This is a genomic window from Microcoleus sp. FACHB-68 (genome assembly GCF_014695715.1).
Classification (GTDB): Bacteria; Cyanobacteriota; Cyanobacteriia; order Cyanobacteriales; family Oscillatoriaceae; genus FACHB-68.
In genome coordinates, this window is record NZ_JACJOT010000006.1 from 684,969 (window position 1) to 701,654 (window position 16,686).

Sequence of the window (16,686 nt, forward strand, 5' to 3'; positions counted from 1 at the left end):
AATCCTCGGTGAGCCGGCAGGTCTAGCACCTAATATTGATTTTTGTTGCACTTCTTCTAATTATATGGATTGAAGGGTAAGGGAATAGGCCAAGATTAAACAAAGCTATCGGCAAGATTGATCAGCTTCGATCTTCCCAAGAAAAGAATATGTCTCATGGCCATAACTCAACCACAGTTTGATGCGCTCATCCAGCGCCTAGAAAAGTTTGCTCACCAGCAGCCGGCACTCTACAAGCTTGGTGTGGCGTTGCTTGCCGTGCTTGGCTACGTCTACATCTTCTCCATCCTGGCGCTGCTGCTGGCTATCTTCGCAGTGCTTGTGGCGCTGGTGATCTCAACCGGCAGACTCAATTTCTACATCATCAAATTCGGCATTCTGATTCTCGTTCCCACATTCATCGTCCTCAAATCCCTGTGGGTGCGGTTTCCCCCACCGACGGGTTTAGAATTGCGCCGGCAAGATGTCCCACGCTTGTTTGAGCTGGTTGACGAACTCACGTTAAAGTTGGAAGCGCCACGCTTCCATCACATCTTACTCACCGACGAGTTCAATGCTGCAGTTGCCCAAAGACCTCGTTTAGGAATATTTGGATGGCAGCAAAACTATTTACTCGTGGGACTGCCTTTAATGCAAGCGCTTTCCCCAGAACAGTTTCGCGCAGTTCTCGCTCATGAATTAGGGCATTTATCTGGCAACCACAGTCGCTTTGCCGGCTGGATTTACCGCGTTAGGCAAACTTACGTTCAAATCTTAGAAAGATTACACCACAGCAATCAGGGGGGATCTTCCGTTCTTTTTAACGCTTTTTTTAACTGGTATGCTCCATTTTTTAGCGCTTACTCATTTGTTTTAGCGCGAATGAATGAATATGAAGCGGATCGATGTGCGGCAGCTCTTGCCGGAGCGCAAAATATGGCTGAAGCACTGATTAATGTAGAAATTAGCGCTAGATTTTTGCAGCATTCTTTCTGGCCAAATCTTGACAAACAAGTGATTCATCAAGTCGAGCCGCCGGCAGCAATTTATACAAATCTAGTTAAAGCCTTGGCTGCCGGTATCCCGCCTGATGAGGCGACTGTTTGGCTTGACCGAGCACTCGCGCAAAAAACCGATTTGGATGACACCCATCCTTGCCTAGCAGAGCGACTTTCTGCTTTAGGTTATCTCAAAGGTAAACCCAAACAACTTTCCCTGCCGGCGGATGTCAAAATTAGTGCAGCTCAAGAATTATTAGAAAGTAACCTCAAAAAGTTTCTTGCTGATTTTGATCATACCTGGAAACAGGAAATGGCAACACCCTGGCGGCAACGCTATGCCTACGCTCAAGAAGCACAAGATCAGTTAAAGTCCCTTGATCAAAAAGCTAAAATTCAGCAGCTTACGCCGGAGGAAGCTTGGGATCGCGCCGCTTGGACGGCAGAATTCAAGGGAAATGAAGCGGCGATTCCACTTTTGAGAGAAATCCTCACGACTGCGCCGGCACACCCTTCAACTCACTTTTTATTAGGTCAAATCTTATTAAAGCAAAATGAACTTTCTGGCATCGGTCACATTGAGAAAGCGATGGAAAAAGACCCGGAAAAAGTGCTGCCTGGGTGTGAGTTGATTTATGCTTTTTTCAAGGATCAGGGACAAATCGAAAAAGCAAAAGCTTACCAAGCACGCGCTCAACAACATTATGAGTTATTGTTAATGGCTCAGCGAGAGCGGTCTTTTGTCCGGGAAGATGACACGTTTTTGCCTCACGATTTGCCATCGGCAGCTTTGGCATTGTTGCTACAGCAAGTTTCTCGTTACACTCAAGTTAAAGAAGTTTATCTAGTTCGGAAAAAGGTGAGATATTTCCCGGAGCAGCCTTTTTATGTTTTAGGAATAAAGTTGCGTCGAGCTTGGTATAAATTCAAAAGTTCGGACAGCGATCAACAATTTTTTAACCATTTCGTGTCTGAAGTAGAGTTTCCCGGACAAGCTTATGTTATTCTTCTGAATTCTCAAGAGAGGAACTTCAAAAATTTAGAAGAAATCTTGCGAGAAATACAGGGTGCGGCTATTTACAAACATGAAGGATGAAGAATTGAGAGATTTGGAACAGAAGACAGACACGCAAACACCTGGATTTGTCCATGTGCCGGTGTTGAGTCGGGAATTGCTAGACGGTGTGGTGCTCGTCGCGGATGGTCATTATTTGGATGCAACGGTGGGTGCCGGCGGCCACAGCAGTTTGCTTTTGGCGCTGTCTCCTGGTGTGCGGGTAACGGCAATTGACCGGGATGAACAAGCACTCGCTACTGCCAAGACTCATCTTGCACAATATGGCGAACGTGTCAAGTTTTGGCGAGGAAACTATGCCGAATTTAAGCCAAATAACACCCAATTTGACGGAATTATTGCAGATTTGGGCGTGAGTTCTGGCCAGCTTGACACACCGGCACGAGGATTTAGCTTCCGCCACACGGCTGAGCTAGATATGCGAATGGATTGCCGGCAATCCCTGACAGCCGCAGAAATTATCAATCACTGGGACGAAACAGAACTAGCCAATATTTTTTACACCTATGGAGAAGAACGCCTCTCGCGCCGGCTAGCGCGTCAAATTGTAGGCCAGCGTCCCTTCCACACCACCACAGAACTCGCAGACGCGATTTCCCGCAGCGTTCCTCCCAAATACCGTCATGGTCGCATCCACCCAGCCACCCGTGTCTTTCAAGCCTTGCGAATCGTGGTTAACCAAGAGCTAACCTCTTTAGAAACATTTATTAACCTCGCCCCCAACTGGCTTAAACCAGGAGGCCGGTTGGGAGTTATCAGTTTTCACAGCCTGGAAGACCGGATCGTAAAGCATCGCCTGCGAGACTCACCCCTGCTGCGGGTCTTGACGAAAAAGCCCATTTTGCCGCAAGCTGAGGAACTGGGAACCAATCCTAGGTCACGCTCGGCGAAACTCAGGTTAGCCGAAAAATCGAGTGCGTGATATAAAAATAGGGGGTGACACCCCTCACCCAATGGGAATCGCACAGAGCTAGAAGCGATGACGAGAGCTAAAACTCGAAATGCCGGTTTTAACTGGGCAACTTCTACCTGTTAGAGACACCCAATTTTAGGGTACTTTCTTTATGGGAATATCTCGCTAGCTATTTGCCAGTCGTGTCGCAAACATATTGGCATAAAGCCGGATGCACTGATGCTATTGGCTGTATCTTTAGTTGAAGATCCATCGTCCAAACATCCCGGATATCTTCCTGTGACCCGAACTTATAGTGTTTGGATAATGGATCTTCGAGCGCGAGTTGATGGATTAGCCGGGAAGTGGGGTCTTGCATGAGTCAAGGAAATCGAAGCAAACTCAAACTCTTGGTAGTTGATGACGAGGCAGACAACCTAGACTTGCTGTACCGGACGTTTCGGCGAGATTTTCAGGTCTACAGAGCCGACAGTGCCTTCAGTGCCCTGGAAACGCTGGATCAGCAAGGAGAAATGGCTGTCATCATCTCTGACCAGCGAATGCCAGAAATGAATGGCACAGAGTTTTTGGGAAAAACGGTAGATCGTTATCCCGATACGATTCGCATCTTACTGACAGGCTACACCGATGTGGAAGATTTGGTGGAGGCAATTAACTCAGGCCAAGTCTTTAAATACATTACTAAACCGTGGCAGCCTGAAGAACTAAAGGCAGTGGTTCAGCAAGCTTCGGAAACTTATAAAGTTATCAAGCAACGAACTAACGAACTGCAAAGAGCTTTGCGGCGCGAATTACTCTTTAACGACGTGATGAGTGCGATCCGCGAGTCACTGGACTATCGCAGTATGCTCCAAACGATTGTGGAGACGATGGGCCGGACTTTTGACGCTTGCGCCGGCATACTACGTCCGGTAGAAAGCGATCGCTTGATGCCAGAAACTTTTTCTTATCAAGCGCTCAACTCGGAAACACCGCTATATCACGAAGATCCCCTAATTCACACCGTCCTTGAAAGCCGGCAGCGCCAAGTTAGCCTGGGTGAAGAAGACAGCAACAGTACAAATCGGCTGGTGTTGCCACTGCTATACCAAAAGGATTTTCTGGCGGTTTTATCGCTTTACCAAGAAAATCATGCTGCGGCTTGGTCATCTGAAGATATCCAGCTGATTGAAGGGATGGCAGAACAAGCTGCCCTCGCGCTTTCGCAAGCCAAGCTTTACCAGCGCAGCCAAGAGCAAGCCCAGCAAATGCGAGCTGAGCTAGAGGTCGCCCGCCAAATTCAAACGAACCTGCTGCGCCAAAGTTGGCCAGAGATGGAGAGTGCGAAGGTACAAGCTTGCTGCTATCCAGCGCGAGAAGTGGGAGGCGATTTCTTTGAAGTTTATATTCACGCTCAAGGAGATATTTGGGTAGCGGTGGGGGATGTTTCGGGTAAAGGCGTTCCAGCCGCACTGTTTATGGCAAGTGCCATTTCAGTCATGCGACGCGAACTGTCTCAAGAAAATACGCCCGAACCCGAACAGGTGATGCAAAACCTCAACAGCATCCTTTCCGAGGATCTGGTGAGTAATAACTGCTTTATTACAATGGTTCTGGCTCGTTACACACCGGCAACCAAGCAACTGGTTTATGCAAATGCGGGACACATTTATCCCCTCGTTTGGTCTAAACAAGCGGTGGCTGACAAAGCAGAAATCGAGCCAAATTTCTTAAAAGTTCGAGGCGTTCCTTTGGGGATCTTGCCGGTGTGGAAAGCCAAAGCGGGCACCTTAACGTTAAATCCAGGGGATATCTTTCTACTAACGAGCGATGGCATTACAGAAGCCACTATCTCTGAAGAAGGCTCCGCCGGCACCGGGTCAAATGCAGGGTCAATGCTCCAACAGTCGGGTCTTTGGGAGCTTCTACTGGCTGAGCCGGCTCCTTTAGACCTGAATAATTTATTAGCTCGCATCCGCGATCAAGCGGTGGAGCAAGAAGATGACCAAACTATTCTTTCTCTGGAGGTTCTGTGAGCTATGAGAACTGAGCTTCATGTGCCAAGTGATTTGAGGTTTTTGACAATCGTTGAAAACTGGCTGCTGGGTTCTTTAGAGGTTGAAGTCGGCGAATATGTAGATTGGCCGCGTCAGTCCAATCGGTTGCGCCTGGTTCTAGCGGAAGCTTATTCCAACGTAGTTCGGCACGCCCATAGAGATCAGCCTAACCTGCCGGTGCTAATTCGCTTAGAACTTAAGGATCGTGACATTGCGCTGGAAGTTTGGGATCACGGTAGAGGATACGATCTGTCTACCTATATGGCTCCATCACCGGAAGCGATGTCTGATGGCGGCTATGGCTGGCTGATTATGAATCGTCTGATGGATAGGGTTGAATATTGCTTGCAAATAGACGGTCGTAACTGTCTCAAATTGGAAGCCAGTTTGCCAGAAGTGAAAAAAGCTTAGTCATCTACGAGTCTGAATCAGGCTTCAGGAACCTCGATGAGTGAAATGTTTTTCACGATAGCGCTCAAGCGGAGAATAGAAACTCCACCGGCGCTATCTATCTGGGCATAAGCTTTGAGCCGGTTTTACCATTTCCTAAACCATTGAGAAATCATATTAATCTTCTGCTTAGGTTAAGAGCAGATGTGCCGGCACACAGAAATTTATGGGAGTGTCAGATAAACTAAATTGATGTGAAATAAAATTAGAAATTCTAATAATTTTTGCTAATCTAAAGCCGGCAAACCCTTAAGACGAGCAGCCGTTATCCTTCATTCCCAAACGCCAAGTGAGGGTTCAGCCATCAAGACTGAGATTGGCGCATATCTAGCAATTCCTGGGGAGACGCCAGCAGTTTAATCGTGGCAGAAATCATTTCCTGCTCTTGATTGAGTATAAATATCCAACTAACATTCACACCAAACCACGGAGTCTGTACCTTACCGCTGACTTGAATCTGAGTTTGGTTATTTTCTAAGGGTTCGGCGATGCCTTGGCGCGGGTTGAGCTGCATCCCTTTCGCGTGTGCTTCCAGGTAAGCGGCAATTGCTTCAGGGCCAACCATCGGCTCCTCAAAGGGCGGGTTCATCTGTCCATCTGCGGCAAACAACGCCGCTGTGGCCTCAAAATCGCCGGCATTAAACGTTTCAAAATAGCGCTGCACCACCGGCTCTGTAATGCCTTCTATTGTGACATCAGTTCCAGATGCCGGTTCAGTGTTTGAGTTGATAGCGTCTTCAGTTTCCATCAGATTTACCCTGGAGAAAGCATAGGCGGCAAATCGATTTTAAACGAATATCGGGACGTAATTATTCGTATCTTTATTAACTGGGTTAAGAGCCAAACTCGCAGATCAATGGCAATTATGTAACGCTTTTCAACAATTTGTCTATAAAATTTACAAATAGGTCAGAGAAAAATTATAATACTTTGATCGTTTGCGCTCCTGATCGCTAGATCGATTTGTCTTGGCAAGGTAAATGCGCTATTCGGCTGGTGAGAAAGAAGCATAAACTTGCCCCTGCCCTAATTTTTAAGCCTGTGAACTCACCCGTCAGTAGCACCCAGGTTAAACAGAAAGCCACAGAGTTGGGATTCCACAAGGTTGGAATCGCTGCAGCAGACTCGGCTGCCGGCACTTCAGAGGCGGCGCACCTGCAGGCGTGGTTTGCAAAAGGCTACCACGCTGATATGGATTGGATGGCCAACCCCAACCGCCAAGAGATTCGCCGGTTAATGCCAGAAGTGCAGTCTGTCATTTGCGTAGCGCTCAACTACTACACCCCTCACCAGCGTCCTGAAGGACAAGAATATGCCAAAATCTCCCGTTATGGATGGGGACGGGATTATCACAAGGTACTGCATAAAAAACTGAAGGCGCTGGCAAACTGGCTGCAAGCACAAGGCGACGACATCCAAGCGCGTTACTATGCGGACACCGGCCCGATTCAGGATAAAATGTGGGCGCAGCAAGCCGGCATTGGTTGGGTTGCGAAGAACAGTAATGTGATCACGCGAGAATACGGTTCTTGGGTGTTTTTAGGAGAAGTCTTGACTGATCTGGTTCTAATGCCGGATCAACCGCATACCGAACACTGCGGCACTTGCACTCGCTGTCTAGATGCCTGTCCCACCGGCGCGATCATCCAGCCATTTGTGGTCGATGCTAATCGGTGCATTGCCTATCACACGATAGAGAATCGCAGGGAACAACTGCCAGATGCCATCACCTCCCAGATGCACGGTTGGGTTGCCGGCTGCGATATTTGCCAGGACGTGTGTCCCTGGAACCAACGATTTGCTAAAGAAACCGATATCGCAGAGTTTCAGCCTTATCCTGAGAATGTTGCTCCCACTCTTGCGGAATTAGCCGAGATATCTGATGAACAGTGGGATCAGCGCTTTCGTGCATCGGCGCTGCGGCGGATTAAACCAGAGATGCTGCGGCGCAATGCTAGGGTTAATCTGGAAGCCGGTTCACGAACGATTGAAGTGAAAGGTGAAACGTGAAAATAAACGGATAAAAGGCTTACATCTCAAGCGCTAAAATTACTTTTGAATTCTAAGTTATAAATTTTAGGCGCTGACTCTTTATTTTCAAATCTAGCCAGGATTTTGTGGTCCTTAAGTTCAGCTAAATTATGACAGTAAAAGTAATTGTTTTTGATTTTGATGGCACAATTGCTGATACCCTTGATGCACTCATTGCTGTTATTAATCGTTTAGCCGCAGAATTTAAATATAAACAAGCGAGTCGTGCGGATATTGAACAGCTCAAAAACTTAAGTTCTAGAGAAATTATTAAAGATTCCGGAGTTTCACTTTTGAAAATTCCTTTCTTACTAAGAAAAGTGAAGATAGAATTAGCTCATGAGGTTCCTCGAATCCATCCATTTCTAGGCATGAAGGAAGTTCTGACGCAGCTAAGAAGTCAAGGCAATAAACTAGGAATTATTACTTCTAACTCTAAGCCAAATGTTATGACTATTCTTCAAAAAAATGATGCCCAAGATTTATTTGAGTTTGTTTATGCAGAAACTACCCTATTTGGCAAACATAGAGTCATTAACAAATTTTTGAGAAAAGAGAGTCTCACCCCAGAAGAAGTTGTTTATGTTGGCGATGAAACCCGCGATATAGAAGCGGCTAAAAAAAGTCAAATAAAAGTAATTGCCGTGACTTGGGGGTTTAATTCCAAACAAGTGTTAGCCGCGCAAAATCCAGATTTTTTAATTGATCGACCCGAAGAACTGATTGAGGTGATAGAAAGGTTACAGCAGCGAGATTTATACCCACCCAAAGCTTGAATTTTCCCAGAAACATAGCTTTTAGATATCGGCCTAATTCTAAATAAAATCTTGGTCTATAAAACAATTAAAGCCCAACCATGAATCGGTTGAGCGAGGGCAGTATCTATGGGTGAAAAATTCGGAAAGCTTACTGAGCCGACTGACCCTTTTCCAAAGCTTTTTCTACAAGTTCATCACTGACGGTACTGCTAGCTTCTGATGAAGGGTTAATATCTTTAGCCATCGCCCGGAAATCTCCAGGATCGCCAGTTTCCTGAGTAGTTTGTGTGGTTTCTTGAGGTTGGGAAACCCTAAATTTAGGAGCAGTCGCAGCTTCAGCCGCCTCGGCACTGACGCCCCCACTAAATTGTTTTGAAGCTTCGTAGTCGTCCTCTACATTGACTTCTGGTAATTTTTGTTCGCCGGCTTGGATGCTCTCATTTTGCAACTGAACATCGAAGTTTTCAGATTGATTTTCTGGCATAAAATATCCTATTCAAACTGTACTAATCTTTAATATAGATACTAACAGAGTGATCCCCGTTCATTTGTCCCTCTTGGGGTAGATCCATCCCGCTGAAATTTTGAGTGAGCCGGCTGAAGCAATCGGCTGGGTGCAAACGCGCTCAAGTTGCCATCTGACCTTAATTGTTGCCCAATACCACGCTGCCGGTACAAAACCCCTGCTTTGGCTTTGAAAGGTTCCTAGTTCCAGCCGAGTTTAGCCATTTGAGCGGAACTTCAATTCCCTGCTAGTTACTAATTTTGTGTAATGGTTGCAAAACAAGAAATGTTGGAAGTCCTAGAGAATAAATAGTTATTAATTCACAGTTAATGCATTTAAAAGTATAATTTTTATGAATTCTGGAAGCACTTGTGCTTATAACGCGGTAAGACTTGATGGAGAAAACCCCCTACACGGCTGCCGGCAGATGAGTGGCAAGCGATGTAATTTATACAGATTAGCCCGAAAAGAGATGGAAGAAATGGACAGGGCTAGTTTTTCGAGCGGATTTTTGTCACGATTGAAATGAGATGATCTAAGCTAGCCGAGAACCCTTAGCATTTTTTCAAAGCTGTACTGTGCCAAAGCGTATTCCTTTCATCTGTTTCTTAATCACTCTTGCTGTCGGGAGTGCTGCTGTGCCTGCTTTTGGACAGGCATTATTGCCCCATCCCCTGCAACTTGACTCAACCCAAATGGAGAAAACGGGCTTGAGCATCGCAGAGGAAGCCGCGCAGCTAGCGCGATTCAGGCAATATGAATTGGCTTTGCCCAGAGCTGAGCTAGCCACTCAGCTGGCACCGAAAAGTTTTCAAACTTGGGCGCTGCTGGGTAGTTTATATATCCAAACCGAGGAACTAGAAAAAGGCGTTGCAGCCTTGCAACAAGCTCAAAACCTAGATCCTGAGAATGCTTCAATTTTGTTTGCTTTAGGATCGGCGCGATTTCAGCAGGAAAACTACGCCGCAGCCATTCAAGAGTTACAAGCCGGCTTGAAATTAAAACCCAATGTTCCGGGTGCTTTATTTGATTTGGGAAATGCTTACTACAAGCTCAATCAATTTCCCCAAGCTATCGCAGAGTATGAAAAAGCCTACGCCCAAGAGAAAAACTTTTGGCCGGCGATTAACAACATTGGATTAGTCAACTACGAAAAAGGCGATACTGAAGGAGCGATTCAGCGGTGGAAAACCGCCGTGTCCATTGACGACAAAGCAGCCGAACCAATGCTAGCCCTAGCTGTCGCCCTTTACACAAAAGGCGACCGAGAACAGGGCTTAGCGATGGGAGAAGCGGCGCTAAAATTAGACAGCCGGTATGCAGATATAGAGTTTCTCAAAGAAAATCTTTGGGGAGAGCGCTTGCTCCAAGACACCCAAAAATTCTTAGAAACGCCTCGTATCCAAGCCTCCCTAGCTCAAAATCAAGACGCTCCTACGCCTCCTGTCATGTCGCCCTAAAGCATTTAGATTTTAGATTTTGGATTAGGTAAGAATCTAAAATCTAAAATCTAAAACCCACTTTAATCCTTGGGCAGCAGAGCCATAATTCGATCAACAAACTCTTGGTGATCGACAACAGGTTTGGAGATATACCCATCTGCTCCACTCTGCTCTAGAAATTGTTCGCGATCACCGGCCATCGCATGAGCCGTCACCAGGATAATGGGCAGACTAGCCGTTTGTGGGTCTGACTTTAACATTTGAGTGATTTTGATGCCATCAACCGCTCTGCCCTTATAAACACTGCGAGCGAGGGAGACATCCATCAAAATAATGTCCGCTTCCCCAGCTTGGGCAATTTGCATCACCTCTTCCACATTTTCGGTATGCTTTACGGCTAAGCCGCCCCGTTTGGTCAGGATCTTAGAAAATACTCGTGCATTGACCTGATCGTCCTCCACAATCAAAACGGTTTTCATTTTGAACTTCCCACTGGATACCCATCTAAACTTGTTTAGGACTGGAGAAAAGCTGGGCGTTGCCGCCAGCTACAGAACAGTCATGTCCCCGTTTATAAGCGACCGACACCGTTAGCATAACGTGGTCGCAGGGCACAGCATTCGTCCGAAAAACTTGGGGTTGAGCCACAAAGTTATGAGTTTGAATGCCATGCGCTAAGGGGCACACAATAAAGGACATCCGTACCTCCTCGCCTATCCCTACCAGTATGTCTTGTCTGTGTGCTACCTAGCCAGAAGGCTGAAGGCAGAGCCGGCCCGTAAAATCACCAGAAGTGTTTCACAGGTAGAAATTTTGGCAAGCTACTCTTATAGTCTAGGTTTAAAGACCCATCGAAAGTTAGTCGATCAAAAAAGTATTTCTCAAGCTATTTTCCCAAACCGGCATTAATTGATTAAATTCCCACAGAAACAATTTTTGTGAAGACTGGGGTGCGATGCGATGCTACCGTCAGCCGGCGTGAATAAAGTGGTTGAAGGTGCTTTCGTTTGAGAGATCAGTGATTTTCTATGTTCAAAGCGACCTCAGCCGGTGCCTTCGCCCCCACCAGAGAATCTATAACAAACCATCAAGCACCGGCACAGAAGTCTGATCGAGACCAAGTCTTCCGTTACGCTAGATGACATGGCTAAAATTGCACGACACTGTTAAAAGTTGGGAATTAAGGAACTGAACTCATGGCCAAACAGTTGAACTTGCTCTCGACAGGACAGGTGATCTCCACTGCCCTGCACACGGAGATGCAACAGTCCTATCTTGAATATGCCATGAGTGTGATCGTCGGGCGGGCACTGCCGGACGTTCGCGATGGCTTAAAACCCGTCCACCGGCGAATTTTGTACGCTATGCACGAGTTGGGGCTGACACCAGACCGGCCCTACCGCAAGTGCGCCCGTGTGGTCGGGGATGTGCTGGGGAAATATCATCCCCACGGAGATCAGGCGGTTTACGACGCCTTGGTGCGGATGGTGCAGGAGTTTTCGACGCGCTATCCGCTGCTAGCCGGTCATGGCAACTTTGGTTCGGTGGACAATGACCCACCGGCAGCCATGCGATACACCGAAACTCGCTTAGCGCCGGTAAGCCACGAGGCGATGCTGGCTGAAATTGACGCGGCGACGGTTGACTTCATTGGCAACTTCGATAACTCGCAGCAAGAGCCGGTGGTGTTGCCGGCGCAACTGCCGATCTTATTGCTCAACGGTTGCTCTGGGATTGCGGTGGGGATGGCTACCAATATTCCTCCCCACAACTTGGGAGAGATTGTTGATGGTTTAATTGCTTTAATTGACCGGCCCGATTTGCCCGATGAGAAGCTGTTTGAGCTGATTCCGGGGCCAGATTTCCCCACCGGCGGCGAAATCGTCGAGACAGAGGGAATTCGAGCCGCTTACACCACCGGCAAGGGCAGCATCTCTGTCCGGGGCATTGCTCAAATTGAAGAGGTTCAAGGAGGACGAGGCCGGCACAAGCGCATGGCAATTGTGGTGACTGAACTGCCATTCCAAGTTAATAAAGCGGCTTGGATTGAAAAGATGGCAGAGTTAGTCAATCAGGGGCGAATTGAGGGCATTTCTGATATCCGCGATGAGAGCGATCGTGAGGGGATGCGTGTAGTCGTTGAACTCAAACGAGAGGTAGAGCCTCAAAACATCCTGCATCACCTGTACCACCAAACGGCGCTTCAGTCTACCTTTGGGGCGATTTTGCTAGCGATTGTGGAGGGTCAGCCCCGCCAGCTGACGCTGCGGGAGTTGTTGCTGCAGTTTTTGAATTTCCGAGAGCAGACGCTGACGCGCCGGTATAGTCACGAACTGAATAAGACTGAGGAACGGCTGCACATTGTTGAGGGTTTGCTCAATGCGTTGGGAAATCTCGATGCGGTGATTGACATTCTCAGAAATGCGCCAGATGGCACGACTGCCAAGATCGCTTTTCAGAATCAGCTGAATTTGAGTGATCGGCAGGCAGATGCGATTTTGGCGATGCCTTTGCGCCGGCTGACGGGTTTGGAACGGCAGAATTTGCAGACAGAGTTTGCGGAACTCACGCAGCGCCGGCAGGAGTTGCAACTGTTGCTGGGTGATCGTCAGGAACTGCTCAAAGCCCTGAAAAGAGACTTGAGATCCCAGAAAAAGAAGTATGGCGATCCGCGCCGCACCCGGATTTACGGAAATAAGCCGGCACAGCGGCAGAAGGGTAAAGCATCAGAGGAGAAAGCCGGCACGGGAACGAAAGAGAAAGGCAGAAATAAGTCAGACTCACCGCCGTTGCCTGTGTCCCCCGTTCCCTCTCTTCCTTTCCCAGATGAAGAAACGGTTCTGGAATTCACGCACCGGGGATATGTGCGCCGGCTGCCGGTGGCGGCGTTGCAGCAGCCTACTCGCGGTCGTAAAAAGAGCAAGGGCGCGGAGTCTGTGCCGAGTAATCAGGACTTTTCGGTTCAGACTGAGTTGGCTAAGACAGGGCAGGATGTTTTAGCCTTGACTCGCACCGGCAAGGCTTTTGCAATTAAGGTTGGGGACATTCCACCGGCAACGGGTCGGGACGCGAAGGGCAAGCCGTTTGTGACTTTGCTGCCTCAGTCTGTCCACAACGATCCTGAAGCGATTGCGGCGCAATTTATTATCTCAGATTATCTTGACAGTATGACGCTGATTATGCTAACGCAGCAGGGCCGCATTAAGCGGATTCCCTTATTAGAGTTGGCCAATATGACAGGTCGAGGTCTGACGGTGATGAAGTTGAAGGATGACGATTTGCTCATGTACGCAGATCTGGCGGGTGCCGACGAGGAGGTGGTTTTGGCTACTTCTGGAGGCCGGCTATTGCGCTTTGCGGTGAATGAGGAGCAGTTGCCGGTGATGGGGCGCACGGCGCAGGGTTATCAGGCATTGCGCTTGCGGAAGCAGGAGCAGTTGGTTGGTTGTGCGACAATGGGGACGAATAAAGATTTGTTGCTGGTGACTGAGTTAGGGTTTGCGAAGCGGTTGCCGATACACTTATTGAGACCGGCAAATCGGGGAGAAATTGGGACTCAGGCGTTGCAGTTTACCACCAAGAGTGATTCCTTGGCGGGAATCGTGCCGGCACCTAAGGATGCTTCTGTGATGTTACACACTTCTGCGGATCGGTTGGTGAAGTTGCCGATTGCTGAGGTGGCGATCTGGGGTAAAGATGGTATCGGAGATCGGGTGCCGTTGCTCAATCCTGGGGAGAAGGTAATTTCCCTGACACTGTGTTCCCAGGAGTTGGGGTAGAGATGATTTTGCTGCCGGTTAACATTTAAAGTTATTACGAACAAAGCCCGCACCAGCGGGTTTTTTGTTGGTGATCAGGGGAAGCCGGTGTAGGTGAATGCTGCCCAGCAGAAGGAGAAATCTACACGACAAAGCAATTGCAGCCGTTCTAGGGCTTTGTAGATTTTGGTAGCTGCCTTGGCACGGTTCTCGAACTTTGGCTCAATTTATCTTAAATATTTTTAGCCAGACTGCCTTTCAAAGCGTTCTAACAATTCCTGACGAGATAAATTCAGAAGTAAATGAAAATATAACGCTTCATCCTAAATCTCTTTAATTATTTGCCTTAATTACTCAAGTTTAGCTAAACTTAAAGGAGTAATTTATTCAAAACATTCATTCATTTTTTATGCCAAGATTCAATACCTTCAACACTACGACTATGATTTATTACATAGATTTTGAGCTTTGATATAAAAGTTTATATCTGAAGATACATTTGCTGACAACCATACTGATAGAATTTGCCATATTTATTCTGATAAACCTTCAATCTTTGGAAATATCTCATCAAGTTATTTAAAATTTTAAGAAATTGGGAAATATCGGTTTCTTTAAAAGCTTGTTTATTATAGAAAAGATATAAAGTAGAAAAATGTTTGTGATTCACAAAAATTTTACCCTCATGTTTAAAAGCACTGAGTAACCGTTTCTCAAAACCAGCAATATTAAAATCTGCTGTTATATAAGCGTTCAGAGATTCTCCCGCCCCCTCCTTCATTAATCTTGGGGCTTCAAATGCCTCTAAATAAAATACATCCGGTGCAGTTCCTCCGGCTAAGCGGGTGTAAATGACAGACATATACTCACTGTTAATAACTTCATATTTAACTTTGATATTGGGGTGCTTTTATTCAAATTTCTGAATGAGCTTTTTGAGAAGCCGCTGTTCGCTGAGATTGCTTTGCCAACCGGCAAGTGTAACAACTTGTTGAGCAGGGATTGTCTCTTTCGTCCTACAGCCTGCTAAAGTTATAAACGCAAGTATCGAGATCGCAAAATCGGCTAACCTTCTTGCCCTCATTATTAAATTTCCTAATTTTGTGACTTCTCATATATTTTAGAAATATCGGGTGAACAGATCCGATCTCCCTCAACTTTCCAGATGTAGTAGATATTGACCGCCGTGGCAAAAGTTGTTATCAAAAGTATTTACAAAAGTTTTCCCGGTCGCAAAGGTGAAAACAAGTCCATCTTGCGGGACATCAATTTAGAAGTGCCAGATGGCCAATTTATGGTGCTGGTCGGGCCGTCTGGTTGCGGGAAAAGTACCCTGCTGCGCTTAATTGCGGGTTTAGAAGAAATCACCGGCGGCGAGATTCAAATCGGCGATCGCCTCGTCAATGAATTGCCTCCCAAGGAACGCGATATTGCGATGGTGTTTCAGAACTACGCCCTTTATCCCCACATGACAGTTTATGACAATATTGCCTTTGGGCTGCGGCGCACAAAATTGGGCAATGGGGAAAATGACTCATTTGAAAAATTGTTCGCCGGCATGACGCGATCACTGCCAAAAAATCTGCGTTACCTGTCACCGCAAGAGAAAGCAGTTGACACGCAGGTGGCAAGGGTTGCCCAGCTATTGCAAATTGAATCACTCCTCGACCGGCTGCCGAAACAGCTATCTGGGGGGCAAAAGCAGCGAGTTGCTCTTGGACGAGCGATCGCCCGCAACCCCCAAGTCTTTTTGATGGATGAACCCCTATCGAACCTAGACGCTAAACTCCGCGCTGAAACCCGCGCTCAAATCGTCAAACTACAACGCCAGCTCGGAACAACAACGATTTATGTCACCCACGATCAAACTGAAGCGATGACAATGGGTGATCGCATTGCGGTTATGTATGCCGGCCAAATTCAGCAAGTGGCAAAGCCTCTGGAACTCTACAACCGGCCTGTAAATCGCTTCGTTGCCGGCTTCATTGGCTCACCTCCGATGAACTTTCTGCCGGTGCAGTTTCAAGCACCCTTGTTGCTCTACCAAAACCAGTTCCGCCTCACGCTCCCAGACACTTGGGCACCGGCGCTGGAAAAGTACAGTGGCCAATCACTGATTTTAGGCATCCGTCCAGAACACTTAAACATTAGTCTGCCGGCGCTGAAAAATATCCAAGTTCAAGTTGATCTGGTGGAATCCCTCGGCGCGGAAACGCAACTTCATGTCAGTCCCGTCGAGAATGCCGGCAATCCCTCAATGCTACAGGTGCGAATTGAGCCAGATCGTCTTGTAAGTGCCGGTGAGCAACTTTGGCTAGCGATCGCACCGGACAAAATTCATTTATTCGACCCGGAAACAGGCATCGCGATTTTGCCTTAGCGGCTTACAATCTCTTTTTCTTGTGTGGCGGTGAAATCTTGTCAGAGTTATTAGAATCGGCTGCTTGTTGCACCGCCTGGGATTCTTTGTTACATTTATTTACACAACTTAAAAAAATGTAGCTAAAGGTCATTCATCTTTATGCAAAAAGAAAATCGCAACGCTTGGCGCTTTGGCTTCACCCCCGGTGCCGAGAACTGGAACGGTCGTCTGGCAATGATTGGCTTTGCCGGCGCAATGATTCTGGAATTAGTGACTGGAAAAGGTTTGCTTCACTTCTGGGGCTTAATCTAATTCTTCAAAAGCTTCTAATATCAAATTGGATTCATCTCTTGTAAAGAGAAAAAATCGTAGGTACTAA

The 16,686-nt window shown here is 47.1% G+C and carries 15 protein-coding genes; 10 read left to right on the forward strand and 5 right to left on the reverse strand.

The window, feature by feature from the left end:
- Positions 1-156: 156 nt before the first annotated feature.
- The 4 genes from H6F73_RS07365 (at position 157) to H6F73_RS07380 (ending at position 5,412) form a co-directional block, all read left to right on the forward strand.
- Positions 157-2,073, forward strand: coding sequence for a M48 family metallopeptidase (locus tag H6F73_RS07365; protein WP_190758112.1), 1,917 nt, complete (start codon positions 157-159; stop codon positions 2,071-2,073).
- The gene (rsmH, locus tag H6F73_RS07370; RefSeq protein WP_190758113.1) at positions 2,063-2,974 is read left to right on the forward strand and encodes a 16S rRNA (cytosine(1402)-N(4))-methyltransferase RsmH; all 912 of its coding nucleotides are present in this window, start codon (positions 2,063-2,065) and stop codon (positions 2,972-2,974) included. The genes H6F73_RS07365 and rsmH overlap by 11 nt, the downstream gene beginning before the upstream one ends.
- Positions 2,975-3,321: 347 nt before the next feature.
- Positions 3,322-4,980, forward strand: coding sequence for a SpoIIE family protein phosphatase (locus H6F73_RS07375; RefSeq protein ID WP_190758114.1), 1,659 nt, complete (start codon positions 3,322-3,324; stop codon positions 4,978-4,980).
- 3 nt (positions 4,981-4,983) lie between these two features.
- On the forward strand, positions 4,984-5,412 hold the full coding sequence (locus tag H6F73_RS07380) for an anti-sigma regulatory factor (protein WP_190758115.1): 429 nt from the start codon (positions 4,984-4,986) through the stop codon (positions 5,410-5,412).
- Between the two features lie 343 nt (positions 5,413-5,755).
- Here the strand turns inward: H6F73_RS07380 and H6F73_RS07385 are convergent, their stop codons facing one another.
- Positions 5,756-6,199 carry a nuclear transport factor 2 family protein gene (locus H6F73_RS07385; RefSeq protein ID WP_190758116.1) on the reverse strand — a complete coding sequence of 148 codons (444 nt, stop codon included), beginning with the start codon at positions 6,197-6,199 and terminating at the stop codon, positions 5,756-5,758.
- A 293-nt stretch (positions 6,200-6,492) separates the two neighbouring features.
- On the opposite strand from H6F73_RS07385, the gene queG reads away from it, so the two are divergent.
- Both queG and H6F73_RS07395 read left to right on the forward strand, forming a co-directional pair.
- Positions 6,493-7,461, forward strand: a complete 969-nt coding sequence (gene queG / locus H6F73_RS07390; RefSeq protein WP_190758117.1) for a tRNA epoxyqueuosine(34) reductase QueG — start codon at positions 6,493-6,495, stop codon at positions 7,459-7,461.
- 131 nt (positions 7,462-7,592) lie between these two features.
- Positions 7,593-8,258 carry an HAD-IA family hydrolase gene (locus H6F73_RS07395; protein WP_190758118.1) on the forward strand — a complete coding sequence of 222 codons (666 nt, stop codon included), beginning with the start codon at positions 7,593-7,595 and terminating at the stop codon, positions 8,256-8,258.
- A gap of 130 nt (positions 8,259-8,388) precedes the next feature.
- On the opposite strand, the gene H6F73_RS07400 is transcribed toward H6F73_RS07395, so the two are convergent.
- Positions 8,389-8,724, reverse strand: coding sequence for a hypothetical protein (locus H6F73_RS07400; protein WP_190758119.1), 336 nt, complete (start codon positions 8,722-8,724; stop codon positions 8,389-8,391).
- A 716-nt stretch (positions 8,725-9,440) separates the two neighbouring features.
- On the opposite strand from H6F73_RS07400, the gene H6F73_RS07405 reads away from it, so the two are divergent.
- Complete coding sequence (locus H6F73_RS07405) at positions 9,441-10,205, forward strand: tetratricopeptide repeat protein (protein WP_199330472.1); 765 nt, start codon at positions 9,441-9,443, stop codon at positions 10,203-10,205.
- A gap of 62 nt (positions 10,206-10,267) precedes the next feature.
- Here the strand turns inward: H6F73_RS07405 and H6F73_RS07410 are convergent, their stop codons facing one another.
- Both H6F73_RS07410 and H6F73_RS07415 read right to left on the reverse strand, forming a co-directional pair.
- Complete coding sequence (locus H6F73_RS07410; RefSeq protein WP_190671310.1) at positions 10,268-10,666, reverse strand: response regulator; 399 nt, start codon at positions 10,664-10,666, stop codon at positions 10,268-10,270.
- Between the two features lie 25 nt (positions 10,667-10,691).
- Positions 10,692-10,886 (reverse strand): hypothetical protein, encoded by a 195-nt coding sequence (locus H6F73_RS07415; RefSeq protein ID WP_190758121.1) that lies wholly within the window; start codon positions 10,884-10,886, stop codon positions 10,692-10,694.
- 497 nt (positions 10,887-11,383) lie between these two features.
- On the opposite strand from H6F73_RS07415, the gene H6F73_RS07420 reads away from it, so the two are divergent.
- Positions 11,384-13,966, forward strand: coding sequence for a DNA topoisomerase (ATP-hydrolyzing) (locus H6F73_RS07420; protein ID WP_190758122.1), 2,583 nt, complete (start codon positions 11,384-11,386; stop codon positions 13,964-13,966).
- Between the two features lie 460 nt (positions 13,967-14,426).
- Here the strand turns inward: H6F73_RS07420 and H6F73_RS07425 are convergent, their stop codons facing one another.
- A complete protein-coding gene (locus tag H6F73_RS07425) occupies positions 14,427-14,843 on the reverse strand; it encodes an extracellular solute-binding protein (RefSeq protein WP_347239502.1) in 417 nt (138 codons plus the stop codon).
- Positions 14,844-15,131: 288 nt separating this feature from the next.
- On the opposite strand from H6F73_RS07425, the gene H6F73_RS07430 reads away from it, so the two are divergent.
- Positions 15,132-16,325, forward strand: coding sequence for an ATP-binding cassette domain-containing protein (locus tag H6F73_RS07430; protein WP_190758123.1), 1,194 nt, complete (start codon positions 15,132-15,134; stop codon positions 16,323-16,325).
- A 141-nt stretch (positions 16,326-16,466) separates the two neighbouring features.
- Positions 16,467-16,619: a chlorophyll a/b-binding protein gene (locus H6F73_RS07435; protein ID WP_190758124.1), complete on the forward strand. Its 153-nt coding sequence runs from the start codon at positions 16,467-16,469 to the stop codon at positions 16,617-16,619.
- The last annotated feature ends 67 nt before the right edge of the window (positions 16,620-16,686 follow it).